The 25,330-nt window shown below is 71.6% G+C and carries 19 protein-coding genes and 1 pseudogene; 13 read left to right on the top strand and 7 right to left on the bottom strand.

The window, feature by feature from the left end; translation table 11 throughout:
- Window positions 1-231 precede the first annotated feature (231 nt).
- Window positions 232-648, top strand: coding sequence for a DUF3151 domain-containing protein (locus IEY20_RS10310; protein WP_175328819.1), 417 nt, complete (start codon window positions 232-234; stop codon window positions 646-648).
- A 197-nt stretch (window positions 649-845) separates the two neighbouring features.
- On the opposite strand, the gene IEY20_RS10305 is transcribed toward IEY20_RS10310, so the two are convergent.
- From IEY20_RS10305 to IEY20_RS10290, 4 genes and pseudogenes are all read right to left on the bottom strand, one after another.
- Window positions 846-3,896 (bottom strand): glycoside hydrolase family 2 TIM barrel-domain containing protein, encoded by a 3,051-nt coding sequence (locus IEY20_RS10305; protein WP_229727991.1) that lies wholly within the window; start codon window positions 3,894-3,896, stop codon window positions 846-848.
- Window positions 3,893-4,828 carry a carbohydrate ABC transporter permease gene (locus IEY20_RS10300; RefSeq protein WP_022902156.1) on the bottom strand — a complete coding sequence of 312 codons (936 nt, stop codon included), beginning with the start codon at window positions 4,826-4,828 and terminating at the stop codon, window positions 3,893-3,895. Before IEY20_RS10300 ends, IEY20_RS10305 begins: the two co-directional genes overlap by 4 nt.
- 251 nt (window positions 4,829-5,079) lie before the next feature.
- A pseudogene (locus tag IEY20_RS10295) lies at window positions 5,080-6,021 on the bottom strand (carbohydrate ABC transporter permease); the annotation flags it as partial.
- Window positions 6,018-7,382, bottom strand: coding sequence for an extracellular solute-binding protein (locus tag IEY20_RS10290; RefSeq protein ID WP_022902158.1), 1,365 nt, complete (start codon window positions 7,380-7,382; stop codon window positions 6,018-6,020). The pseudogene IEY20_RS10295 and the gene IEY20_RS10290, both read right to left, overlap by 4 nt.
- Window positions 7,383-7,611: 229 nt before the next feature.
- On the opposite strand from IEY20_RS10290, the gene IEY20_RS10285 reads away from it, so the two are divergent.
- Window positions 7,612-8,769: a baeRF2 domain-containing protein gene (locus IEY20_RS10285; RefSeq protein WP_022902159.1), complete on the top strand. Its 1,158-nt coding sequence runs from the start codon at window positions 7,612-7,614 to the stop codon at window positions 8,767-8,769.
- Window positions 8,770-8,923: 154 nt separating this feature from the next.
- On the opposite strand, the gene IEY20_RS10280 is transcribed toward IEY20_RS10285, so the two are convergent.
- Window positions 8,924-10,120, bottom strand: coding sequence for an MFS transporter (locus tag IEY20_RS10280; RefSeq protein WP_022902160.1), 1,197 nt, complete (start codon window positions 10,118-10,120; stop codon window positions 8,924-8,926).
- A gap of 67 nt (window positions 10,121-10,187) precedes the next feature.
- On the opposite strand from IEY20_RS10280, the gene IEY20_RS10275 reads away from it, so the two are divergent.
- Window positions 10,188-10,904: a GntR family transcriptional regulator gene (locus IEY20_RS10275; RefSeq protein ID WP_229727989.1), complete on the top strand. Its 717-nt coding sequence runs from the start codon at window positions 10,188-10,190 to the stop codon at window positions 10,902-10,904.
- Between the two features lie 72 nt (window positions 10,905-10,976).
- On the opposite strand, the gene IEY20_RS10270 is transcribed toward IEY20_RS10275, so the two are convergent.
- A complete protein-coding gene (locus tag IEY20_RS10270) occupies window positions 10,977-11,129 on the bottom strand; it encodes a hypothetical protein (RefSeq protein WP_022902162.1) in 153 nt (50 codons plus the stop codon).
- Window positions 11,130-11,353: 224 nt separating this feature from the next.
- Between IEY20_RS10270 and IEY20_RS10265 the strand changes: the two genes are divergently transcribed.
- The 7 genes from IEY20_RS10265 to IEY20_RS10235 all read left to right on the top strand — a co-directional run bounded on the left by IEY20_RS10265 (window position 11,354) and on the right by IEY20_RS10235 (window position 20,668).
- Window positions 11,354-12,460, top strand: a complete 1,107-nt coding sequence (locus IEY20_RS10265) for a LacI family DNA-binding transcriptional regulator (RefSeq protein ID WP_042726940.1) — start codon at window positions 11,354-11,356, stop codon at window positions 12,458-12,460.
- Window positions 12,461-13,189: 729 nt separating this feature from the next.
- Window positions 13,190-14,851 (top strand): ABC transporter substrate-binding protein, encoded by a 1,662-nt coding sequence (locus tag IEY20_RS10260; RefSeq protein ID WP_229727988.1) that lies wholly within the window; start codon window positions 13,190-13,192, stop codon window positions 14,849-14,851.
- Entirely contained in the window at window positions 14,848-15,828 is a 981-nt protein-coding gene (locus IEY20_RS10255; RefSeq protein ID WP_175328818.1) for an ABC transporter permease, read from the top strand. The genes IEY20_RS10260 and IEY20_RS10255 overlap by 4 nt, the downstream gene beginning before the upstream one ends.
- Window positions 15,829-15,886: 58 nt before the next feature.
- A complete protein-coding gene (locus IEY20_RS10250) occupies window positions 15,887-16,819 on the top strand; it encodes an ABC transporter permease (RefSeq protein ID WP_175328817.1) in 933 nt (310 codons plus the stop codon).
- A complete protein-coding gene (locus tag IEY20_RS10245) occupies window positions 16,816-18,603 on the top strand; it encodes an ABC transporter ATP-binding protein (protein ID WP_229727987.1) in 1,788 nt (595 codons plus the stop codon). The genes IEY20_RS10250 and IEY20_RS10245 overlap by 4 nt, the downstream gene beginning before the upstream one ends.
- Window positions 18,600-19,472 (top strand): alpha/beta fold hydrolase, encoded by an 873-nt coding sequence (locus tag IEY20_RS10240; RefSeq protein ID WP_175328816.1) that lies wholly within the window; start codon window positions 18,600-18,602, stop codon window positions 19,470-19,472. The genes IEY20_RS10245 and IEY20_RS10240 overlap by 4 nt, the downstream gene beginning before the upstream one ends.
- A gap of 8 nt (window positions 19,473-19,480) precedes the next feature.
- Window positions 19,481-20,668 carry a glycoside hydrolase family 1 protein gene (locus tag IEY20_RS10235; RefSeq protein ID WP_372379398.1) on the top strand — a complete coding sequence of 396 codons (1,188 nt, stop codon included), beginning with the start codon at window positions 19,481-19,483 and terminating at the stop codon, window positions 20,666-20,668.
- A 60-nt stretch (window positions 20,669-20,728) separates the two neighbouring features.
- Here the strand turns inward: IEY20_RS10235 and IEY20_RS10230 are convergent, their stop codons facing one another.
- Window positions 20,729-21,631, bottom strand: coding sequence for an ankyrin repeat domain-containing protein (locus IEY20_RS10230; RefSeq protein ID WP_148286185.1), 903 nt, complete (start codon window positions 21,629-21,631; stop codon window positions 20,729-20,731).
- A 96-nt stretch (window positions 21,632-21,727) separates the two neighbouring features.
- On the opposite strand from IEY20_RS10230, the gene IEY20_RS10225 reads away from it, so the two are divergent.
- Genes IEY20_RS10225 through IEY20_RS10215 form a run of 3 tightly spaced genes read left to right on the top strand, consistent with a single transcriptional unit; the run spans window position 21,728 to window position 25,267 of the window.
- Window positions 21,728-22,591 (top strand): hypothetical protein, encoded by an 864-nt coding sequence (locus IEY20_RS10225; RefSeq protein WP_175328815.1) that lies wholly within the window; start codon window positions 21,728-21,730, stop codon window positions 22,589-22,591.
- A gap of 52 nt (window positions 22,592-22,643) precedes the next feature.
- The gene (locus IEY20_RS10220) at window positions 22,644-23,960 is read left to right on the top strand and encodes a hypothetical protein (protein ID WP_022903962.1); all 1,317 of its coding nucleotides are present in this window, start codon (window positions 22,644-22,646) and stop codon (window positions 23,958-23,960) included.
- On the top strand, window positions 23,957-25,267 hold the full coding sequence (locus tag IEY20_RS10215; RefSeq protein WP_022903963.1) for a lipopolysaccharide biosynthesis protein: 1,311 nt from the start codon (window positions 23,957-23,959) through the stop codon (window positions 25,265-25,267). The genes IEY20_RS10220 and IEY20_RS10215 overlap by 4 nt, the downstream gene beginning before the upstream one ends.
- The last annotated feature ends 63 nt before the right edge of the window (window positions 25,268-25,330 follow it).

Genomic DNA, 25,330 nt, shown 5'->3' with positions numbered 1-25,330 from the left:
AGCGCCCGACGGGGGCGCGCGATCACGGTGTCAGCGCGTGGGCTGAGCGGAACCGGTGATCGACAGCAACTCGTCTGCTTCCGTCGGGGGACCCCCGTGGCCGTCACCCGTGTCGGCGGCCGGTCGTCCCGCACCGCGACCCCGAGGTGACGACGGGGTGGAGCCCCACGGTACGCCCGGCTGTGCGCGGCACGCAAGGCTTGCCGATCCGGGCGTGACAGGCTTGGGGGCATGCCGGAGAACCTGCTGCCGAACCCCACCACCCCCGAGACCCTGCTGCCCGAGGAGCCGGAGGTGACCTCGGCGCTCGCCGCCGACACCCCGGTCGCGAGCGTCGTCGTGTCGCACCCGGCGTCGAGCCTGGCGTGGGCGCTGCTCGCCGACGAGGCCTGGGAGCGTGGCGCGACGCTCGAGTCGTACGCCTACGCCCGGGTCGGCTACCACCGCGGTCTCGACGCGCTGCGGAGGGCCGGCTGGCGCGGTGCCGGGCCGGTCCCGTGGTCGCACGAGCCGAACCGGGGCGTGCTCCGTGCCCTGTTCGCCCTGCGGCGCGCGGCAGCGGCGATCGGTGAGGAGGGCGAGCCCGAGCGGCTGACGGCGTTCCTCGAGCAGAGCGACCCGGAGGCGTTGCGCGCGCTCGAGGCGTAGCGCGCGGCGGGCGCCGCGCGGCCCGCGCCGCCGCGCGGCCCGCGGCGCCTCGCGGCCCGCGCCGCCGCGCGCCTCGCGGCGCCCGCGGTGCGAGTCGCCAGCGCACAACCAAAGTCACCCCGAACCACGCTTCCGCCTGGTTCGGGGTGACTTTGGTTGTGCGAACGCCCCCCGCGCGGCCCGCCCGCGGACGCGCCCTACGCCAGCACCACGCTCCACGAGAACGCCTGCGGCCACAGCTGGTGCTCCGGCAGCACGTCGAGCCCGCACGCCCGCGACCCCAGCCCGTGCTGCGCCGCGTCGAGGTACAGGTACGTGTGGTCCGGCGTCGGCAGCTCGTACGGGTGCCCGGCCCGCCCGACCTGCTGCGCCGTCCACGGGGTGAGCGTGAACCCTGCCCGGTGCGCCCCGACCGTCGACACGGTGAGGTCGCCCACCGAGAGCGACCGCAGCCCCGGCCGGTGCCCGGTCTCCTGCGGCATCGAGTAGTCCACCGTCAGCGACCTCGCCGGCGCCGTGAACCGGCCGACCCGAGCCGCGTGGGACGAGTCCGCGTACGACTCCGCCGGCCCCGTCCCGAACCACGTGACGTCCTCCTCGAGGAGCGACACCGGCAGGTCGAACCGCACCCCGATCCGCGGCCAGGTGACGTCCCACGCACCGAACGGCACGGCGTCGGTCTGCAGCTGCAACCCGGCGTCCGTCAGCGTCCAGCGGTGCGTGACGTCGACGCCCCACCCGCTGTTCGCCGCCGCGACCCGGACCCGCTGCTCCAGGCCCGACGGCGTGCGCGACACCGACACGAGCCGGTGGGTCAGCCGGTCGAGCCCGCGTTCCCGCCAGCGGACCGCCGACGCGGGGGCGTCCGGGTCCCCGACGCCGTGCGTGAGCACCGGGTCCGCCGTCTCGTACCCGCCCTGTGACGCCAGGCTGTCGTTGTCCGTCGGCGCGCGCCAGAGCTCGAGCCGCGGCCCGGCCACCTCGTGGCCCTTGAAGGACGACAGGTCGCCGCGCGCCGTGAACGTCGCGTCCCCGAGGCGGTCGCCGTCCCAGGTCTGCCGGGAGGCCCGCGGTGCGTCCGCCGGTCGGCTCGCCACGAGCCGCTGGATGCGTGCGACGACGTGGCCGGTGTCCGCCCACGCCGTCGGTCCGGCGAGCTCCGCGGTCACGTCGAACCACAGCTCCTCGCCCGGTGCGAGGGTGTCCCGCTCCGCCCCGGCCCGGAGCACCTCGTCCGGCACCGGCACCGTGGCCGAGGCCCGCGCGGCGACGACCCCCGGAGCGAACCGTCCCGACGCCTCGACCACGCCGTCGCGGGACAGCGTCCAGCAGAAGCGCAGTCCCGCGGTCGAGGCGGAGTGGTACCGGTTCTCGATGAGCAGGGTCGTGTCGGACGACGACATCCGGATCGGTGCCACGACGGTCGCGAACTCCGCGAGCCCCGGGGTCGGGGTGTCGTCCGGCAGCACGAGGCCGTCCATCACGAAGTTGCCGTCGTGGACCACCTCGCCGAAGTCGCCGCCGTAGCCGTGGTAGGGGGTGCCGTCGGCCGTGTGGGTGAGCAGTCCGTGGTCGCGCCACTCCCACACGAACCCGCCGTGCAGCCGCGGGTACGTGTCCACGAGGGCCTCGTACTCGGCGATCTGCCCCGGACCGTTGCCCATCGCGTGCACGTACTCGCAGTGGATGAACGGCTTCGACCGCTGCCGAGCGGCCTCGGCCGGACCGCACTCGAGCAGGGGCGTGGGCGTCCCGCCGCCGATCGACTCGGTCTCCTGCAGCGTCGGGTACATCCGCGAGTACACGTCGGTGTACTCGCCCGTGTAGTCGCCCTCGTAGTGCACGGGACGCTCGTCGTCGCGGTCGTGCACCCACTGCGACATCGCCGCGAGGTTCCGCCCGGTGCCGGACTCGTTGCCGAGCGACCACATGACGATCGAGGGGTGGTTCTTGTCCCGTTCGACGGTCCGCGCGATCCGGTCCAGGTAGGCGTCGCGCCATGCCGGGTCGTCGGACGGGTTGCCGACCCAGTTCGTGAACAGGAAGCCGTGGGTCTCGAGGTCGCACTCCAGGATCACCCAGAAGCCGAGCTCGTCCGCGAGGTCGAGCACGCGCGGGTGCGGCGGGTAGTGCGAGGTCCGGATCGCGTTCACGTTGTTGCGCTTCATGAGCGCCATGTCCGCGCGGGCGTGCTCCTCGTCGAAGACCCGACCCCGCACGGGGTGGGTCTCGTGGCGGTTGACGCCGTGGAAAACCACGCGCTCGCCGTTCACGAGGAACCGGTCGCCGTCGATCCGCACGGAGCGGAAGCCCAGCCGCAGCGAGACCGTCTCGCCGCCGGCTCGGCCGCCCGCAGCGGTGCCGGTCGACAGGGTCGCGTCGTACAGCCGCGGCAGCTCGGCGCTCCACGGCTCGACGCCCTCGACGGTGATCGGCGCGACGTCGGACGCGGACGCCCACGTGACGTCGATGCCGAGCGACGGGACGGAGAACCGCACCGGGAACGTCGCGTCGATCGTCGGCACGGAGATCGTCCCCGTGCCGGTCGACGGCCGGCCCGATGCAGCGGTCCCCGCGGTCGCGGCCGACCCGAGCACGGGCTCCCAACCAGCGCGCACGAACACGTCGTCGATCGGTGCCGACGGACGCGCGAGCAGGGTGACGTCGCGGAAGATGCCCGGCAGCCACCACTGGTCCTGGTCCTCCAGGTAGGACGCGCCCGACCACTGGTGCACGCGCACGAGCAGCTCGTTCGACCCGGGCCGCAGCAGGGCGGTGACGTCGAACTCGGTCACGAGCCGCGAACCGGTGCTCCAGCCGACGAGCGTGCCGTTCAGCCACACCCGGAAGTGCGACTCGACCCCGTCGAACCGGAGCACCACGCGTGCTGCGGCATCGAAGGACCCCGGGAGCGAGAACGTGCGCCGGTGGTCGCCGGTGGGGTTCTCCTCCGGCGGGTTCGGCGGGTCGATGGGGAACGGGTACTGGAGGTTCGTGTAGCTCGGTGCCCCGTGCCCGTGGAGCACCCAGTGCGACGGCACGGGGAGTGACCCCCACTCGTCGTCGGCGCCGGGGAGCGGGACGTCCGCGACCGGTGCCCAGCGGAAGTCCCACTCGCCGTCCAGCGACAGCGAGGGGGCGTCCGTGTGCAACCACGCGCGGGGCGCGAGACGCGAGTCGGAACCGGGGGTGGTGGACGCCAGGTCGGCGAGTGCCGAGTCGGCGGATGGTCGTGCAGTGACGGTCAACCCTTGACCGATCCTTCCGTGAGGCCCCCGCGCCAGAAGCGCTGCAGGACGATGATCGCGATCACGAGCGGGATGACCGAGACGAGCACTCCGCCGGTGGTGAGCTGGTAGAACTCTGGCAGACGATCGACCTGTGCCCGCCAGTTGTTGAGTCCCAGTGTGATCGGGTACAGCTTCTGGTCTGCCAGCATGATCAGCGGCAGGAAGAAGTTGTTCCAGATCCCGACCACCTGGAACAGGAAGACCGTCACCAGCGCCGGGGTCATCTGGCGCAGCACGATCGTGTGGAAGATCCGGAGTTCCCCGGCCCCGTCGATGCGCGCCTGCTCGAGCAACGCCGTGTCGACCGACGCCGCCGCGTACACCCGGCAGAGGAACAGTCCGAACGGGGAGACGAGGCTCGGGATGAGCACGCTCCAGTAGGTGTCGGTCAGGCCGAGCGTCGAGAACAGCAGGAACAGCGGCAGTGCCGTGGCGGTCCCCGGGACGAGCACGCCGCCGAGGATCGTGCCGAACACGAGCTGCCGGCCGCGGAACTCGTACTTCGCGAGCGCGTACCCGCCGGCGGCGGCGAAGTAGGTCGCGAGCACGGCCCCGACGCCGGAGTACAGGATGCTGTTCGCGATCCAGCGGACGAAGATGCCGCCGTCGTACGAGAACACCTGCTGGATGTTGCTGAACAGCGCGAACTCGCCGCCGAACCAGAACCCGTTCGTCGAGAACAGCGCGCCGGTGGTCTTCGTCGCCGCGATGACCACCCAGTACAGCGGCACCAGGAAGTAGATCGCGACGAGGACGAGGATGCCCGTCACCACGATCTGCGACTTCCCGGAGCGGTCGAGCTTGCGCCGCTCGTGCGCGGTGATGGCTGTGGTGTCGACGGGCTCCGCCGCCTGCCGGGTGACCGGCGCCTGGATCGTCTCGCCGCTCATGCTTCCGCACCCTTCTGGTCGGTCTGGGCCCCCGTCGCCCGGTTCCGGGGCACCGCGGAGCTTGCGGAGCGGTGTTCCGGCCGTGGCGATGGGGAGAGGCGCGGCGCGGCTCCGGTGGTCGTGCTGCGGTTCGCGACGCCGGTGGCGGGTCGCGACCCGGTGGCGGACGTGTCACGCGTCTGGAGCGCACGCCGCGCCTCCAGGCCGTCGCGCTTCGCACGCTTCTTCTGGTCCCGCTCGCTCTTCGGCGGGCGGTTCGTCAACGCGAGGAACGCGAACGACAGGACGAACGCGGCCAGCGCGATGATCACGGCCTGGGCCGACGCGACGCCGTACTCGTTGAAGGCGAACGCGTTGGTGTACGCGGCGTAGTTCGGCGTGTACTCGGTGTCGATCGCGGGCGCCACCGTGGACAGGATCTGCGGCTCCGCGAAGAGCTGCAGCGTGCCGATGATCGAGAACACCGTCGTGAGCACGAGGGCCGGCGCGATGAGCGGGATCTGGATGCGCCACGCGACCTGGAACGCGTTCGCGCCGTCCATCTTCGCGGCCTCGTAGACCTCGCCGGGGATCGACTTCAGCTGCGCCACGATGATGAGCATGTTGTAGCCCGTGTAGGTCCACGTGACGATGTTCGCGATCGACCACAGGACGCTGTTCGCGCCGAGGAAGTCCGGCTGCAGCCCGATCGACTGCAGCAGCGCCACGATCGGGGAGAGCCCCGGCACGTAGAGGAACGACCACAGGATCGTCGCGATGACACCGGGCACCCCGTACGGCATGAAGTACACGGCCCGGAAGAACGCGGGCCAGCGGGCGCTCGCCGACTCGAGGAGGAGCGCGAGGATCGTGCAGAGGACGATCATCACCGGGACCTGCACGATGCCGAACAGGAGCATGCGGCCGATCGAGGCGACGAACCCGGAGTCCTGCAGCGCGATCGCGTAGTTGTCGAACCCGGCGAACCGGCCGACGACGCCGTCCTCGCCGAAGAGGCCCTTGCGGTCGACGGTGGTGAAGCTCTGGAACAGCGCACTGATGATCGGGATGATGAAGGTCAGCACGAACAGTGCGAGGAAGGGTCCGAGCAGGATCCACGGCGCCCGCTTCTGGGCAGCCGTGGCCTTCGTGCTCGTGCGGAAGCCGGTGCGCGGCTGCGAGGCGGCCGTCGCGCGGTCCTGGGTGGCGGTCATCGTGCGGTCCTCACGCTCAGGCCCTTGTCCTTGAAGGACTGGACGATCTCCCGTTGGGCGAGCTCGACCGCGTCGGTGAGCTTCAGGCCGCCGGTCAGCTTGCGGCGGAACTGGTTCTGCAGGCTCGTGAACGCGGACTGGGTGACCGGGGACCACGACCAGTCGACGTTCTGCTCCTTCGAGGCCGGAACGAAGACCTCCTCGTTGTAGTTCTGGCCGGAGAACCACTTCGACGGTTGCTCGCGCTGCTCGCCGATGTAGTCGACCGCGGGCGACCACCCGATGCCGCAGTACTTGATCATCGCGTCGATGCCCTCCTTCGACGTGGTCATCCAGGTGATGAACTCGAGCGCCTCCGCCGGGTGCTTCGCGTTCGCCAGGACCGCCGCGGTGGAGCCGCCGATCGCGCTCGAACCGAAGCCCGTGTCGCCCCAGGTCTGCATGGGCGCGACCTTCCACTTGCCCTCGCCGCCCTGCACGGACTCAATGAGCGCATCGCCCCAGCTGGCGCTCGTGACGGCTGCGATCCGTCCGCTCGCGCACGCGGCGTACCAGCCGGGGGTGTAGGCACCGGCGGACGTGTCCACGAGCCCCTCGTCGATGCAGCCGTCGAAGAACTCGGCGACCATCATCGTCTTGTCGTCGGTCATGTCGACGACCCACTCGTCGCCGTCGATCCGGAACCACCGCGCCCCGGCCTGCTGGGCGTACGCGGCGAACGGCGAGGCATCGGCGACGGGGAACACCTCGAGGTAGTTCTGCTTGCCGGTCTTCCGGACCTTCTCGGCGAGGACCTTCCACTCGTCCCAGGTCGTGGGTGGCTCGCTGCCGGCCTGCTCGAGGATCGCCGTCTGGTAGTAGAAGCCCATCGGCCCGGTGTCCTGCGGGATGCCGTAGATGCCGTCCACGAACGACACCTGCGCCCAAGCAGCTTCGTCGTACTTCGACTCGAAGTCCTTCGCGCCGTACCGGGCGAGGTCCGTCAGGCCGTTCGCGAGCATGAACTCGGGGATCTGGCGGAGCTCGACCTGCCCGATGTCCGGGCCGCCGCCGGCCGCGAGCGCGGAGTACATCTTCTGGTACCCGCCGCTGTTGCCGCCGGGGATCCAGTTCGCGGTGACCTGGATGCGGGGGTGCTCCGCGTTCCACACGTCGCAGACCTTCTGCAGGTCCTTGAGCCACGCCCAGTACGTGAGCTGGACGGTCTCCCCGCCGGACGCGGCGGGGATGAGCGCCGCCTTGTTGACGTTCGTGGAGCCCGGCACCGCGCAGCCGGCGAGGAGTCCCGCCGCCGCCGTCCCCAGGCCGAAGCCCAGGAGTTGTCGTCTGGTGATCGGGCTCCGCCTGGTTGATGGCGTCATTGCACGGCTCCGGTTCGTCGTCGATCGGGGTCCCGCCCAGCAAAGCACAAAACCGAGCGTTGCTGTACTTTCACGCAGGTCGCTGGACGTTCCCTGGCGGATGTGGACGCGCCCCGCCCGAGGGGTGGATGGTGGGCGCACGCGGACGCCGGGGACCGTGAGAGGGTCCGATGAACCCGTCCGCCGTCGGGGCTGTCCTGCTCCGGCACGCTGAGCGGAAGGAGTTGCCATGACGTCGACCAACGCGACGAGCGAACTGCACGAGATCCTGGGACAGCGGCTGGAGGGCGGGGGCACCTGGGCGTGGGCCTACGCCGACGTCTCGGGCAACGTCGAGGACCCGCGGCGGCAGGCGGCACTCCGGCTCCGGGCAGTCGAGGAGTCCCTGCGCGCGCAGGGGGCGTCCGACGCCGTCGTCGACGCGATCGCGGCCGAGTTCGAGCAGGAGGCCGGTGCCCCGTCGCCGGTCACCCGGTACGTGCTCGTCCACGACGGCGCCGTCGTGCTGAGCGAGGTCCTCCCCGGGCACGTGCACGGAGCCGAGTCGGTCGGTGTCGGGGCCGTGCCGGACCTCGTGCCGCTCGTCGCCCACCGGCCGGTCGACCTGCCGTTCCTCGTCGTGCACGCAGGCAAGGAGGGCGGTGCGTTCCGCACCTACCGTCTCGGCCACGCACCGGTCGCGTCGGCCGAACGCCAGGTCGAGGGCCGCAACGACACGCTGCACTACGCCAAGGCCGGCACCGGGTGGAAGCAGCCGCACTGGCAGGCCCACACCGCCGAGATCTGGAAGCAGAACCAGTCCGAACTCGCGGGCGCCCTCGACGCCACGGTGCGCGAGCTCCGACCGGGCCTCGTCGTGGTGGCCGGCGACGTCACGGCCAGGGAACTCCTCGTGAAGTCGCTGTCGAACGAGACGAAGGCGCTCGTGTCCGTGTTCCCCGGTGACCCGCGGGCGGACACCGCATCGAAGCAGGCGTTCGTCGAGCACGTCGAGGTGGCGCTCGCCCGCGTCGTCGCGACCCGCCGGCACGACCTCGAGGACCTCCTGCGCACCCACGTCGGCCGCGGCGACAACCAGGCGGTGGCCGGCCTCGGGCCCGTCGTGGAGGCGCTGCAGCAGGCGCAGGGGTCCGTGGTGGCGCTCGACGCCGTGGCGATCGGTGACCGGACGCTCCTCGCGCTCGGGGCGGCGCCCTGGGTCGCGACGGCTCCGGAGCAGGCCGCGGGCGTCCCGGTGATCGGCCCGGTGCCCGCGGTCTGCGCCCTCGTGCGGGCTGCCGTGCTGACGGACGCGGAGCTCGTGCTGGTCAACGCCGCGTCGCTGCCAGGCGGTGCCGCGGCTGCGGCGCTCCTGCGCTGGCCGGTCGGGCCGGCCGTCCCCGCCTGAGGCGCGACCCGCCGACGGACGGGAGGCCCGTGGCGGCCCCGCCACGGGCCTCCCGTCCGTCGCCCGGTCCCTCGCGTCCCGCGCTTCCATGGCTGCCCGGTCGGTCCGGGCACCCCCGGTGGGTCCGGGCGTCCCTGGTCGTTCCGGACGGCCCTCAGTCGTGCGAGCGGTCGCTCCGCGGCACCAGCGGCAGCGCGAGCAGCGGCAGCACCGCCACGATCGAGAACGACGCGGCGAAGCCGAGTCCCGCGACGAGTGCTCCGACCCCGGGGCCCACGGCGCTCGCCGCGATGAACTGCCCCGTGTTCTGCGCCCCCAGCGCCCGGCCCGACCAGAACGGTCCAGCGGCCTCCGCCACCGACGTGTAGGCGAGCCCGTTGTCCGCGACCGTCACGCTCGTCGCGACCACGAGGAACACCGCACCGGCCGCGAGGTGTGTGGCGTCCACGAGCGCCAGCACGCCCATCACCACGGCGGCGCTCAGGGCGACGATCCGCAGGGGGCCGACGCGGGATGCGACCCGGTCGCTCCACGCCCCGACGAGGATGCGGCCGATCGCCCCGACGAACTGCGCCCCGCCGACGAGGAGACCCGCCGCACCGGTGGGCCAGCCGAGCCCGACGAGCCACACCAGGCCGTAGGTCGACAGCGTGAACTGGGGCACCACGAGCAGCACCGACACCGCGTGGATCCGCCAGAGGAACCCGCCCGAGCGGTACGGGTTGGCCACCTGCTCCGCCGCCGCGGTCTCCCGGGAGGGCCGCGGCGGGTTCGCGATGCCGACCGCGCACAGCAGGGCCAGCACGGCGCAGAGCACGACCGGCAGCACGAGCGAGGCCCGGACGCCGGCCGTCTCCGCGAGCTGCGGGACCGTGACCGCGGCCAGCGTGACCCCGAGCGGTTGGGACATCTGCCGGATGCCCATCGCGAGGCCTCGGCGCTCCTTCGGGAACCAGCCGACGACGACCCGGCCGCTCGCCGCGTTCGTCGAGGCGCTCGTCATCCCGGCCGCGAGGAACGCCAGCCCGAGCAGCACGGTGTCACCGGCGGCGGCCCACGCGGCGGCGACCGCGAGGGTGGTGAGCACGAGTCCGCCTGCGATCACGGCTCGTTCGCCGAACCGGTCCGTGATCGCTCCCCAGGCGATGAGCGTGAGCACCATGCCGAACGTCGGCGCCGCCGCGAGCAGGCCGGCGGCCGGCAGCGGCATGCCGTGCGCGTGCAGGGACGGGATGAGGAGCGCCGGCGCGGAGACCACGAGCGTGCCGGCCGCCTGCGCGGCGACCCCGAGCGCGAGCATCGTCCACGCGCGGCGGTTCGCTGTCGGGCGTGGAGCGGTGGTCGTCGTCACGGGGTTCCCATCGGAGCAGCGATTGGTATACCAAAACGGTATACCATGCCTGCTAGGCTCTCCGACCGTGGCTGGAACGACGCAGGCGATGACGACGGACGACGCGCCGGTCTCGCAGACCGCGCAGCTCTACGACAACCTCCGGGCGGCGATCCTGACCCTCGACATCGCTCCGGGGGAGCGCATCTCGGAGCGCGGGCTCGAGGCGCGGTTCCACGCCTCGCGGACCCCGGTGCGCGCGGCGCTGTCGCGGCTCGAACGCGAAGGGCTCATCCTGCACGAGGGCCGCTCGTGGACGGTCACGCCCATCGACCTCGACGAGATCGCGTCGCTCGCCGAGCTCCGGGGCGTGCTCGAGCCCGCGGCCGCGAGGCTCGCCGTCGCCCGAGCCTCAGCCGAGCAGCTCGACGAGGTCCGGTCGCACCTCGACGACCTCCGCGCCGCACCGGACCAGCGGTCGGGCATCCGGATGGGCTCGACGTTCCACCTCGACCTCGCGGCGCTCGGCGGCAACCGCTTCATCACCGACGCCGTCGCCGACGCGCTCACCCGCCTCGAGCGCACCCGGTGGATCGAGGTCCGGACGCCCGAGGCCCGCGACGCCGCGTGGGAGGAGCACAGCGCGATCCTCGACGCGGTCCGCGCGGGCGAGGCCGACCGTGCTGCCGACCTGCTCGCAGCGCACGTCGCGGGGACCAACGATCGGCTGCTGGCGTTCATCGCGCAGGAGCGTCGTCGGCTGCGCGGTGCGGGCATGGCGATCGTCGGGCCGACCGCGCGCTGAGGCGTCGGGCCGACCGTGCGCTGCGGCGTCGGGCCGGCCGTGCGCTGCGGCGCCGCGCCGGCGGTGGCGCCGTCAGACGGTCGGTTCCTCCGACCCGTCGGGTTCGCCGAAGATCCAGGCGTTCTGGTTGCCCTGACTGTGGTCGAGCAGTCCGCTCTTGACCTCGTCGATCGCGATCGACTCCGTGATCAGGTCGCGGCTCTGACCGCGCGTGTTCTTCGACATCGTTGGCTCCTGTGTGCGTGGGCATCGGTGGTGGAGCAGGCCCCTGCCTGCTGATGCGCTTCCTCACGGGACGTACTGAGGTCGCCCAATTGTCGCGCCGATCATCCGCAGAGCGCAAGAGTCCGAGACGCCCTGTGGACAGGGCGGTCGCGGCGGCGTGCCTAGGATGGTCCGGCCGCGCCGGGCGCGGCAGCACCAGCGCGACGGCGGACGGGAGGCACGGCTTGGCTGGACAGCGCACCGCGCCTCCCACGGTCTACGACGTCGCCTCCGCGGCCGGCGTCTCGATCGCCACCGTCTCGCGGGTGCTCCGGACGCCGGACGCCGTCCGCGAGGGGACCCGTGACCGCGTGCAGGCGGCGATCCGGACGCTCGGCTACGTGCCGTCCGGGAACGCCCGCGCCCTCGCCGGCAAGCGCACCGGCGTCGTCGGACTCCTCCTGCCCGGGTTCGACGTCGTCCCGGACGAGCGCCCCGACCTCGTCACGGACGGCGGGGTCCGGGTGGTCGACGACCGACGGCACGTCACCCAGCCGTTCTCCTCGAACCTCTACTTCGACGAGGTCCTGCGCGGCGCCGAGCTCGAGGCCTGGCAGCGCGGACTGGCCCTCATGGTCGCGGCCGGGCGCGGGCCGTCGCGGGACGTCATCGTGAACGACGTCGCCGGACGCGTGGACGGCCTCGCCGTGCTCGCGCAGACGGTGCCGGACGAGCTGCTCGAGCACGTCGCCCGACGCATCCCCGTGGTGGTGCTCGCCGACGACCGACGCTCGCACGGCTTCGACTCCGTGAGTGTCGACAACGCCGCGGGCATGCGGACGGTCGTCTCCCACGTGGTGGGGCGGCTCGGCATCCGTTCGATCGCGTACGTCGCAGGGCCGATCGACTCCCCGGACGACATGGAGCGTGCCGCGGGCTTCCGGGACGCCCTCGTGGAACACGGGGTGGACCCGGCCGACGTGTCGGTCGTGCACGGCGACTTCGGTCGAGCCCGAGCGCGGGAACTCGCGACGGCACTGTTCGCGGGCGAGGTGCCACGCGCCGTCGTCTGCTCGAACGACCAGTCCGCGCTCGGCGTGCTCGACGCCGCGGCCGCGACAGGGATCCGGGTGCCCGAGGACGTCGTGGTCACCGGGTTCGACGGCATCGACGCGGGCCGGTTCTCGTCTCCGAGGCTGACGACCGTCCACCAGCCGATGGGGGAGCTCGGGCGGGCGGCGGTCCGGGCGATCGTCGAGCGGTTGGCGCACCCGGACGGTCCGCCGCGTGCGGTGCGGCTCCCTGTCGAGGTGCTGCTCCGCGAGAGCTGCCCGCCCACCCTCGACGCCTGACCGCGCTCGGGCCCCTGGGCCCCCGCGGCGGCGCCGTGCGAGCTCCGCGCCCGGCACCCCGCGCGCTCCAGCGTGCGAGGTTCCACACACGGTGCGGGGCACGAGTCCTCGCACGCTGCGCGAAACCTCGCACCGTGCGCCCAACGCGGCGACGCCCTCGCACCGTGTGAGCCCCGCACCCCGCGCGCCCGAGCGTGCGAGGTTCCACACACGGTGCGGGGCTCGGGTCCTCGCACGCTGCGCGGATCCTCGCACCGTACGAATCGCGCGGCGACGCCCTCGCACCGTGTGAGCCCTGCGCCCCGCGCACCCCAGCGTGCGAGGTTCCACGCACGGTGCGGGGCGCGAGCCCTCGCACGCTGCGCGAATCCTCGCACCGTGCGAATCGCGCGGCGACGCCCTCGCACCGTGCGAGCCCCGCGGGGCGACGCCCTCGCACCGTGCCAGCCCCGCACCGACCGCCTCGCACCGTGCGAGCCCCGCACCGACGCTCCGACGACCCCGCACCGTGTCGCGCCCCGCCAAACAACCCGATCGCTTGCGCCCCGCGATGTAAGCGCATACATTGGCCTGGTACCCATCGACACGGAGGTCGACCGAGCAATGACGCTTCCCCCACAGCGCATGCGCGAACCAGCGGGCACCCCCACGCCCGCCGCGCGTACAGCCCGCCGCACCCGCGCCGCCGGCACCGCCCGTCCCCGCCGACGCGGCCGCCTCCTCGCCGCCTTGGCCGGAGTCGCCGTCGTGGCCCTCGCCGCGAGCGGGTGCAGCATCCAGGTCCGCTCCCAGCCGGACCCGAGCATCGGCAAGGACACGATGCTCATCAACGCCGACCACGGCAACCCGCTGTTCGACCGCAACTTCAACCCGTACATCTCGAACTCGCGCACCGCGAGCAAGTGGATGTACGAGCCGCTCATCGAGGTCAACCCGCTCGACGGCAAGGGCACCCCGTGGCTCGCGAGCAGCTGGACCCAGCCGGACGCCCGCACGATCGACATGACGATCCGGCAGGGCGTCGAGTGGTCGAACGGCGACCCGTTCAGTGCGAAGGACGTCGTCTTCACGTTCGACCTGCTCAAGAAGTTCCCCGCGATGGACATCAAGGGCGCCTGGCAGCACATCGACCGCATCGAGCAGGACGGTGACCACGTCGTCTTCCACCTCAAGAGCGACGACGTGCCGAGCCTCAACATCATCGGCGCGACCTACATCCTCGGCGAGCAGCACTGGGGGAAGGTGGAGGACCCGACCACGTGGCGTGACCCGAACCCCGTCGGCACCGGCCCGTTCGTGCTCGGGAACTACACCGACCAGCAGTACTCGATGGACAAGAACCCGCGGTACTGGCAGGCCGACAAGATCGCGATCAAGCACCTCATCCTCCCGGCCACGAACACGCAGCTCGACACCGTCACCCGCGGCTACGACTGGGCGTACTCGTTCATCTCGGACGTCGAGGGCACCTGGGGTGCGGCCTCGAAGACCAACACGTGGTGGTTCCCGGCCGGCGGGGTGATCGGACTCGTCCCGAACCTCACGAAGGCGCCGTACAACGACGTCAACGTCCGCAAGGGCATCTCGTACGCGCTCGACCGGAAGGAGATCGCCGAGACCGCGACCGAGGGCAACCTGACGGCCGCGGGCCAGACGGGCCTCATCCTGCCCAACCAGGAGCAGTACCTCGACCCGTCGATCCCGGACGAGGGCATGATCACGCAGGACACGAAGCGGTCCCTGCAGGAGTTCGCGAAGTCCGGGTACACCCAGCAGGGCGGCAAGCTCGTCAAGGACGGCAAGCAGCTGACCATCACGATCATGACCGCGAACGGCTACTCCGACTGGCTCCGTGCGGCACAGCAGGTCCAGCGGAACCTGACCGCGATCGGCATCAAGGTCTCCCTCCAGGCACCGCAGCCAGCCGGCTACCAGGCCAACCTCAACAACGGCAAGTTCGACATGGCCATGGGCGGCATGGGCAACGGTGACGTCTACCAGGCCTTCAACTCGCTGCTCTCGAGCGACTTCTACCAGCCCGTCGGCAAGTCGACGGTGAACAACTACGAGCGCTACAAGAACGCCGACACCCAGGCGCTGCTCGACGAGTACAAGGCGACGACCGACGAGGCGAAGCAGCGGGAGATCCTGCACCAGCTGCAGAACATCGTGTACGACGACGTCCCCGTGATCGGCATGTACTACGGCGGTCTCTGGGGCCTGTTCAACACGAACAAGTTCGTCGGCTGGCCGAGCGCGGAGGATCCCTACATGGCACCGCAGAACTACGACTCGGCACCGCTGCTGATCTTCTCGAAGCTGCGGCTCCGCGACAGCGCGGCCGGCAAGGAGATCCTGGAAGCGCAGAAGCAGCAGGAGGCAGACAAGTGAAGTACCTCCTCCAGAAACTCGTCCTGTTCGTCCTGACCCTCTGGGCCGCGGTCACGCTGAACTTCGTGCTCCCGCGCCTCATGCCGGGCAGCCCTACCGACGCCGCGCTCGCCAAGCTCAGCCAGAACGGGCCCGTCACCGACGCCACCAAGAAGGCGATCGAGGCCCAGCTCGGTGTCCCGAGCGGCAACCTCTGGGACCAGTACGTCAGCTACCTGCACCAGGTCGTCACGCTCGACTTCGGCACGAGCTACACGTTCTACCCGCAGCCCGTCGGCGACCTCGTGGCCCAGGCCCTGCCGTACACGCTCGTCCTCGTCGGCCTCGTCACGATCATCGCGTTCGTGCTCGGCACTCTCATCGGCGTCGGCGCAGCGTGGAAGCGCGGCACGTGGCTCGACTCGCTCCCGACCCTGTCCGGCAGCTTCATGTCGACGTTCCCGTACTTCTGGACGGCGCTGCTGCTGCTGTTCTTCCTCGGCTACGTCCTGCACTGGTTCCCGACCACCGGCGCCTACTCGGCGACGACGACGCCCGGGTTCAGCGGAGCGTTCATCGGCGACGCGCTGCAGCACGCGATGCTGCCGGCGATCACGATCCTCGTGACGAGCCTCGGCGGCTGGATCATCGGCATGCGCAACGCGATGATCAACACCCTCGGCGACGACTACGTCACGTTCGCCGAGGCCAACGGGCTCCGCGGCCGCACGGTCGCCGTCCGGTACGCCGCGCGGAACGCGATCCTGCCGAACCTCACCGGCTTCGGCCTCGCGCTCGGCGGGGTCGTCGGTGGGTCCGTGCTCGTGGAGCAGGTGTTCGGCTACCCGGGCATCGGCTACCTGCTGTTCAACGCCGTGATCGGGCAGGACTACCCGCTCATGCAGGCCCTCTTCCTGATGATCACCGTGTCGGTGCTCATCGCCAACTTCATCGTGGACGTCCTGTACGGCGTCCTGGACCCGAGGACGCGCCGATGACCACAACGTCGCGATGGGCGGCGTGCTCCGCCCACAACCACCACCCGAGGACGCGCCGATGACCACGATCGCAGTTCGCACGCAAGAAGAAGAACCCACCGCCCCGAGCAGACTCCGAGCCGCCGCCCGCCAGTTCGGCGTCGTGTGGAGCAACACCAAGGCCCGCGTCGGCATCGTCATCCTCGGCGTCTTCGTCGTCGTGGCGATCGCCGCCCCGCTCCTCGCCCCCTACGGCGCCAGCCAGAACGGCTTCGCCCGCAGCGCCGACGCCACCTGGGCGCACTGGATGGGCACCACCGCCGCCGGCGAGGACGTCCTCTCCCAACTGATCTACGGCGCCCGGGTCTCCGTGCTCGTCGGAGCGGTCGCGGGCTTCCTGTCCACGCTCGTCGCCGTCGCGATCGGTCTGAGCTGGGGCTACATCCGTGGCTGGGTCGCCGAGGTCATCGGGTTCATCGTGAACCTGTTCCTCGTCATCCCCGGCCTGCCGCTCATGATCGTCATCGCCGCGTACCTGCAGAACGGCGGCATCGCGGTGATCATCGCCGTGATCGTCGTGACGGGCTGGGCCTGGGGCGCACGCGTCCTCCGGAGCCAGACGCAGTCGCTCCGCAGCCGTGACTTCGTGACGGCCGCGCAGTTCTCCGGCGACGGCGCCACCCGGATCGTCTTCCGCGAGATCCTGCCGAACATGACGAGCCTCATCGTCGGCTCGTTCTTCGGCGCGGCGACGAGTGCGATCCTCGCCGAGGCCGGCCTCGAGTTCCTCGGACTCGGGGACTCGTCGATCGTCAGCTGGGGCACGATCCTCTACTGGGCGCAGAACTCGAACGCGCTCCTCACGGGCCAGTGGATCCTGCTCTTCGCCCCCGGTCTCTGCATCGCCCTCCTGGCGATGAGCCTGACCCTGATCAACTTCGGCGTCGACGCCGTGTCCAACCCGCGACTGCGCGAGGGCGCGCGTCGCAAGCGCAAGGAGGCCACCGCATGAGCGGCGCACCCACGCACGCATCGGACGGACAGGAGGCACGGGACGGCGCCGCCACGCGCCTCCCGTCCGACCCGCACCGCGCCACGAGCGTGACGCAGGACGTCCTGCTGGACGTCCGCGACCTGTCGGTCGTGTACGAATCGGCCGGCCAGGAGGCCGTCCAGGCCGTCGACCACGTGTCCTTCCAACTCCGGAAGGGCGAGTTCGTCGGCCTCGTGGGGGAGTCCGGCTCCGGCAAGTCGACCCTCGGCTACGCGCTCACCCGGCTGCAGAAGCCGCCGGCGCGGACGAACGGCGGCAGCATCGTCTTCGCGGGCGAGGACATCCGTGACCTCGACGACGAAGCGCTCCGCCAGCAGCGCCAGGGCGGGTTCGCGATGGTGCTGCAGTCGGGCATGAACGCACTCAACCCGGTGCGGACGATCCGCAACCACTTCATCGACGTCTTCCGGGCTCACGGCCACGTGCCGCGCGAGCGCTGGGACGCCCGGATGCGGGAGCTCATCGAGAAGGTGAAGCTCCCCGACACGATGCTCGCCCGCTACCCTGGGGAGCTCTCCGGCGGCATGCGGCAGCGCGTGTCGATCGCCCTCGCCCTGTCGCTCGAACCGCGGCTCATGGTGTTCGACGAGCCGACCACGGCGCTCGACGTCCTCGTGCAGCACGCGGTGATGGACACGATCATCGAGCTCCAGCAGTCCGAGGGCTTCACGGCGATCCTCATCAGCCACGACCTCGGCATCGTCCTCGAGGCCACCGAGCGCGTGCTCGTGATGCACGAAGGGCGCATCGTCGAGGACGGCGGCTCGATGGAGACCCTGCGCGACCCGCAGGACGACTACACGAAGATGCTGCTGTCGCACTACGCCGACCCGCGTGCAGAGGTCGTGTCGCTGCCCGGGTTCCCGGACCGGTCGCAGCGCACCGCGACCCGGCAGGAGACCACGTCGTCGTTCAGCACGGTGGGGTCGCGGGAGCGGTCCGCTGCCCGGAACCCGATCGTCGTCGACCACCTCGTGAAGACCTACCCGGCGCCGCGTCGCGGCGAGCAGCCCGTCCAGGCGGTCCGCGACGTCTCGTTCACGCTCGAGCCCGGGCAGTCACTCGCCCTCGTCGGGCAGTCCGGCTCCGGCAAGTCCACGATCGCGAAGATGCTCACCGGCGTCGAGAAGCCGACCACCGGCACGGTCCGGTTCGGCGACGTCGACGTGGCGGAGCTCGGCAGGCGTGGCCTGAAGGACCTCCGCTCCGAGGTGCAGATGGTGTTCCAGGACCCGTACGCGGCGCTCAACCCGCTGCACACCGTCGAGTACATCCTGTCCCGTCCGATCGCGAACTACACGGGTCTCCGCGGCCGGGACGCCCGGCGCCGGATGCTCGAACTCCTCGAGACGGTCGGGCTCACCCCCGTGGAGCAGTTCGCGCAGAAGCTCCCGCACCAGCTCTCCGGTGGGCAGCGGCAGCGCGTGGTCATCGCCCGGGCACTCGCGAGCGACCCGCAGGTGATCATCGCCGACGAGCCGGTCTCGATGCTCGACGTCACGCTCCGCGCCGGGGTGCTCGCCCTGCTCGAAGACCTCCGGGAGCAGTGGGGCGTCTCGCTCCTCTACATCACGCACGACCTGCTGAGTGCCCGGCTCATCACGGACGACATCATGGTGCTGCACGACGGCGCCGTGGTGGAACGGGGCCGCACGGCCGAGGTGCTGCAGGACCCGCAGGACCCGTACACGGTGGCGCTGCTCGACGCGGTGCCCAACCCCCGAAGGGCACTGCTGGCATGACCACGCTCCACGACTTCCCGACCGTCCCCGCCTTCGGCCACCTGCCCACCCCCGAGGGCGTCGACGTCGTCGGCATCGACCTGCCCGTCGGGCGTCTCACCGCGTACCGCGTCGTCCCTGCGGGCGAGTCGAAGGGCACCGTCCTGATCGTCCCCGGGTACACCGGGTCGAAGGAGGACTGGCGGACCTTCATGCCGCTCCTGGGCCGGGCCGGCTGGACCGCAGTGGCGATCACCCGCCGCGGCCAGGCCGACTCGGCGCGGGCGTCCGGGCCGCAGGGCTACACGCTGGACGAGGAAGCGGCCGACGTCGTCCGGGTCGCAGCCCTGCTCGACGACGGTGCGCCCGTGCACCTCATCGGCCACTCGCTCGGCGGCGTGATCGTCCGCGAGGCCGCCATCGCGTCCCCGGAGTCCTTCCGCGACGTCGTGCAGTTCTGCTCCGGACCGTACGGCTGGCCCTACCGCAAGGTCGCCGAGCTGACGATCCTGCACGACACCGGCGGGAACCTCCGCCAGCTCTTCGACTCGACGAACCCGCTCTGGGCCTACCGCCCCGACGAGGAGCTCCCCGACGACCCGCGCTTCGTCCGCGACCGCTTCGACGCGCACGACCCCGCGAGTGTCATCGCCGGCGGGCACATCCTCGAGGACCACACCGACTCGTCCGCCGAACTCCGCGCGACCGGCCTCCCGGTGCTCGTGACGCACGGCGAGTGGGACGGCGCCTGGCCGATCCCGTGGCAGCGGCAGATGGCCGAGGACACCGGGGCCGCGTACGAGGTCATCCCGACGAGCTACCACGGTCCGCAGGTCGAGAACCTGGCGGCGACGCTCGACACCTTCGACCGCTTCCTGTCCGCCCACTGAAAGGCCCCATCATCACCACGCTGCAGTTCCCCGACGGCTTCCTCTGGGGCGCCGCCACCGCCGCCCACCAGATCGAGGGCAACAACGTCAACAGCAACTGGTGGGTGCACGAGCACGAGCCCGACACCACCATCGTCGAACCCTCCGGCGACGCCGCGGACAGCTACCACCGCTACCGCGAGGACATCCGCATCGCCGCCGACCTCGGCCTGAACTCCTACCGGTTCAGCATCGAGTGGGCGCGCATCGAGCCCGAGCGCGGCTGGGTGTCCGGCGCCGAGATCGACCACTACCGCCGCATGGTCGACGCCTGCCACGAGGCCGGCATCGAGCCGATCGTCACGCTCATGCACTTCACCGTGCCGCGGTGGTTCGAGCGCGACGGCTTCTGGCGAGCACCCGACGCGGCCGACCTGTTCGCCCGCTACACGGAGGCCGCGCTCCCCGTGGTGCAGGACGGCGTCCGCTACGTCTGCACGATCAACGAGCCGAACATCGCCGCGATGCTCGCCGGGGGTGAGGACGCATCGAACCTCGTGGCGTACGGCCTGCCGAACCCCGACCTGCACGTGGCCGACCAGCTGCTCGCCTCGCACAAGCGGTCCCGCGAGGTGCTCGCACAGGTCGACGGACTGCAGTCCGGCTGGACGATCGCGACGCAGGCCTTCCGGTCGAACGGCGAGCCCGGTGCCGACGCGAAGCTCCGTGAGTACGGGTACCCGCGCGACGACTGGTACCTCGAACAGGCCGCGGGGGACGACTTCCTCGGCGTGCAGGCCTACACCCGCACGTTCATCGGGCCGAACGGTCCGCTTCCGGTCGCGGACGACGTCGAGACGACCCTGACCGGCTGGGAGTTCTACCCCGAGGCGGCCGCGGACGGACTCCGTTCGGCGTGGGAGCTCTCCGGCCACGTGCCGCTGATGATCACCGAGAACGGCATCGCCACCGCCGACGACACCCGCCGGGTGGCCTACACGCAGGGCGCCCTCGAGGGCATCCACCGCTGCATCGAGGACGGCATCGAGGTCCTCGGCTACCAGCACTGGTCCCTCCTCGACAACTACGAGTGGGCGTCGGGCTTCCGCCCGACCTTCGGGCTCGTCGCGTGGGACCCGGAGACGTTCGAGCGGACGCCGAAGGACTCGGCGCGCTGGTACGGGCGGGTCGCGCAGGCGAACGCGCTCACCGTCTGAGACGCGACCAGCCTGGAGGCGCGACCTGCGTCCCGACGCGGGTCGCGCCTCCAGGCTGGTTCAGTCGGCCGACTCGTCGGAGGTGGGGTCGTCCGCGGTGAAGCGGAGGCCCGCGGTCTGGTCGTCGAACCAGGCGAGCAGGACCTCCTCCGCCTTCCGCGAGCCACGCTCGCGCGCCAGGTCCAGGGCACTGCGCCCCTCGGCGTCGAGCACCGTCACGTCCGCACCCCGTTCGAGCAGGGCCTCCGTGGTGCCGCGCCGGTCGAACCACGCCGACGCGTGCAGCGGCGCGAAGCCCCAGCGCGGGTCGACGTCGTCGATGCCCACCGGGTCGCTCCCGATGCCGTCGAGCGCGAGCGACAGCCCGCCGACGTCGCCGTGTCCGGCAGCCCGCACCGCGGGGGTCGCCCACTCCAACCAGCCGTCCGGCACCGGGCCGCGCCAACCGTGCTGCGGGCGCTGTCCGAGCTGCGCCCACTCGTCCTCGTGCACCGACCGGACGGCGACCTGGACGTCGCGGAAGTGCACCGCCAGTTCACCCGTGGGCGAGAGCAGGAGCCGGAGCTCCCAGACGTCGGCGTCGACGTGCGCGAGCTCCCCGCGCGAGACGTGGACGTCTCCGGCGAGGAGGTCGAGGACCTGCGTGTCGAGCGGTTCGAGCACGGCTCGCTCGAACCGGAGCGTCACGCGGGCGTGGTTCCACCGCTTCCAGAGGCCGTCCGGGGTGTCGAGCACTTCATCGTTCCGCACGACCACCGTCGCGCGCACGGTACTGCTGCCGTCGTCCGTCGGGGGAGCGGCGTCCCACTGCTCGACGCGGGCCTCGTTCCACGTGACCGACGCGAGGGCGGCCACGGTCGGCGGTGCGTCGGTCAGCAGCCGGGCGAGGTGCTCGGCGTAGCCCTCGACGTCCTCGAAGGAGACGTACCCGACCGCGGGCCAGCCCACTCGACTCCATCGCACACGACGACCATACCGGTGGCCGACCGCGATCTCCCTTCGTGCATATGGCATCCTGGCCGGTGGAGTGCGACGCGCGACCTGTCTACGCTCCTGCCCATGCGACCCCTCCCTCGTGATCCGCTGCGGCTCCTCGCGTCCTACCTGCACATGACCTCGGCGGCGGTCCGGGCTCGGTGCGGACGACGTCCCCTGACGGCGCCCGGCGGTCCCGTCGTCTCCCTGACGACGTACGGAGCGCGCGCACGCTCGGTCCACCTGACGCTGGCGTCCATCGGAGCCGGGACGGTGCGACCGTCGCGGCTCGTCGTGTGGATCGACGACGACGCCCTGCTCGCCGATCCTCCCGGGGCACTGCGCCGCATGGCCGCCCGTGGGGTCGAGCTCCGGGCGTGCGACGATCTCGGTCCGCACAAGAAGTACTTCCCCTACGCGTGCTCGGTCTCGCACCACCGCGTCGCCATGGTCACTGCTGACGACGACGTCCTGTACCCGCGGAGGTGGCTCGAGACGCTCGCGGCCGAGCACGTGCGTCGGCCGGACGTCGTGCTCGCCCACCGTGTCAACCGGATCACGGTCGGTGGTGATCGGATCCTGCCCTACGACCGGTGGGGACGGGCCACGACGGACGAGGTCACACCGCGGAACTACGCGGTCGGGGTCAAGGGGGTCCTGTACCCGCCGGCGTTCCTGGATGCGCTGCGTGACGCCGGGGACGGGTTCCGGTCGGTCGCCCCGGGGTCGTCGGACACCTGGCTGCACCACCGGTCGCTGCGAGCAGCGGTGCCCGTGCTGCCGGTGACCGCGCTCGAGGGAGTCGTGTTCTGGCCGGTCCGTGGGCTGCGGCGTTCGCCGGCCCTCCTCGACCAGAACGTCCGGGCGGGCCGCAACGACCGGGTCCGCGACGCGCTGTGGTCGCCGACGGACGCCGAGACCGTTCTCCGCGGGGCGTGGGTCCCTTGATGAAATAACACATGTCATGTTCTAATGGAGTGACCCGTCCAGGAGGCTCCCCGTGCTGTTCCTCGTCCAGATCGCCCTGTCGCTCCTGATCGCCCTCGTGACCGTCCGTCGGCCGCAGTGGGGCATCGCCGCGGTGGTCGTCTCCGCCGCGCTCCTGCCCTTCGAGGTCGTCCGGACCCTCCTCGGGACGAGCTGGCACCCGGCGACGACGATCAGCATCGCGCTGCTCGTCGTGACCCTCGCCCGTGATCCTCGGCAGGTCGGACGGGTGCTCGTCCGCCACACCGTCGTCATGCCGGTCCTCCTGGTGTTCTTCGTGGTCGCGATCGCGACGTCCTGGTTCACCGGGCGCGCGGGCGACCTCGGGACGCTCGTGCTGCAGCTCATCGCCCCGACGATGCTGTTCCTGGTCGTCCGGGCACGGTCGACGGACCGACCCGGACTCCCGGGCGCCGTCGCCCGGGCGCTCGTCCTCGTCGCCGTCGGCGAGGCCCTCCTCGTCCTCGGGGTCTGGTCGGGCTTCGTGCCGCAGCCGTGGCTGAGCACGCTGGAAGGGCTCCGGTGGTGGACGACGGACTTCGACCGGATGCTCGGCACCTTCGACCACCCGCTCGTCGCTGCCTTGTGGATGTCGGCCGCCGTCCCGCTGACGGCCACGCTCGGCGCGGCCTGGGCCAGGATCGCACTCCCCGTCCTGCTGGTCGTGGCGGTGGCGCTGACCGGTTCGCGCTTCGCCCTCCTCGCGGCGGTGCTCGCGGTGGTCGTGCTGATCTTCCGGTCGCGTGTCGGCGCGGTCGGCAAGGTCGCCGCGCTCGGTGCTGCGGCGATCGGTCTGGCGATCTTCCTCGGGAGCGCCGCAGGATCGATCGTCAACGATCGCCTCGAGGACGACGGCGGCTCCTCGTCGGCGCGGTTCAAGACGATCGGGCTGGCAGTCGAGCAGTGGCGGGAGACCGCCGTCATCGGCCGTGGCTTCGGGGCGAGCGAGCAGGTCACCCGCAACGCCCTCATCGGGAACACCTTCGAGAACCCGTTCCTGATGTTCTCCATCGACTTCGGACTGGTCGCGGCCGTGCTGTTCTTCGCGGCACTCATCGGTCTCGTCGTCGCCCGACGAGCGGGGCCAGTGCCCGTCCCCGGAGCGCGTCTCGCGGCGGCCCTGACCTTGCTCACGCTCATCGGCTTCAACTCGCTCAGCACCAACACCCCGATCGGGCTGCTCCTCTTCCTGCTGTTGGCGATCGTCCCCGGGGCCAGGGCCAGGGCCGGGGCCGGGGCCGGTGCCGGTGCCGAACGCCCCGAGGACCACCCGGTCACGGCCCTGCCGACCGGGACCGCCCCGCGCTCCACCGTCGGGGTCCGGCGGTGACCGGCGGGCACCAGAACCGTGTGGGGAACATCCTCGCAGCCCTCGTCGGCAACGCGTTCCCGCCGCTCGCCTCGATCGCCACGGCGCCGATCCTCGCCCTCGCCCTCGGGGTGGACGGTCGGGGAGCGGTTGCGTCGGCCACGGCTCCACTGTTCCTCGCCGTGGCCCTCGCGACCTTCGGGGTCCCGGCTTCCGTCACCCGCACGATCGCCCGGCAGCCGTGGCTCACGAGCGCGTTCGTGCGGCGCGCAGCAGGTGTCCTCGTCCTCGCCGGTGCCGCCGTCACGGGCGCACTGGTGGCCTGCGCGCCGTTCTTCGGCGGCGGGGACGACACCCTGGTCCCGCTGGTCGGGACCGCCGCGGTCGCGCTCGTCCCGACGCTCCTGACGACGCTGCTCCAGGCCGTCGCGAGCGGACGTCACCGCTGGCGTCTCGTCACCGTCGAACGCGCCATCACGGCGGGAGTCCGGCTGGGTGCGCTCCTGGCCTTGGCAGTCATCGGCGCGCTCGACGTGCCGAGCGCGGTCGTCGTCCTCGCGCTCGCACCCGTGGTCGGCGCCGTCGCGTACCTCGGGCTGCTCCGTGTGCGTCCGGTCGAGCGGCCCGACGGGGCGACGGACGCACGCACGCGCGAGGTGGTCTCCTTCGGGGCACGGGTGTGGTTCGGGTCGGTGGCCGGCGTGCTCCTCACACGGCTCGACCAGGCGCTCATCACGCCGCTGTCCGGTCCGGCCGAGCTCGGGCTCTACGTGGTCGCCGTCAACGTCGCCGACCTCCCGCTCGTCATCAGCAACGCCGTCCGCGACGTGTCGTTCGCGGCGGACGCAGCGGAGGCCGACGATCGACGCATGCTCGCCGCGTCGCGGATCTCGTCGGCGCTCTCCCTCCTCGTGAGCGCCGTGCTCGCCGCCACCGTCTCGTGGTGGGTTCCCGTGGTGTTCGGACCCGAGTTCGCGGCCGCCCTGCCCGCCTGCCTCGTCCTGCTCCTGGCCACGGCGGTCGGCGGCCAGGGCGCGCTCGCCGGGGTCACGCTCAGTGCCCGGGGTGCGCCCGGGCGGCGGAGCTGGTCGCTCGTCGTCGCAGCGTCGGTCAACACGACCCTCGTCGTGCTCCTCGTCCCGGTGCTCGGAGCCGTCGGAGCAGCGATCGGCACCCTGGTCGGCTCGTTCGTCTCGAGTTCGCTCAACGTCCTGCAGGTGTGGCAGCGACACGGCATCCCGCCACGGTCGTTCTACGGGCTCCGAGCGAGCGACCTCCGTGCCTGTGGCCGGGTCGTGCGACGGATGCGCGGTCGTCCGTCCATGTGACATCCGGACACTTCGGCTCCCTCGCGGTCACGCCCGTAGGGTCCTCGCGGCGCTGCGCAAGTG

The sequence above is a fragment of the Curtobacterium luteum genome, assembly GCF_014646995.1.
GTDB classification, from domain to species: Bacteria; Actinomycetota; Actinomycetes; order Actinomycetales; family Microbacteriaceae; genus Curtobacterium; species Curtobacterium luteum.
Note: the sequence above shows the minus strand (reverse complement) of the source record. Positions and strands in the feature narration are given on the sequence as shown.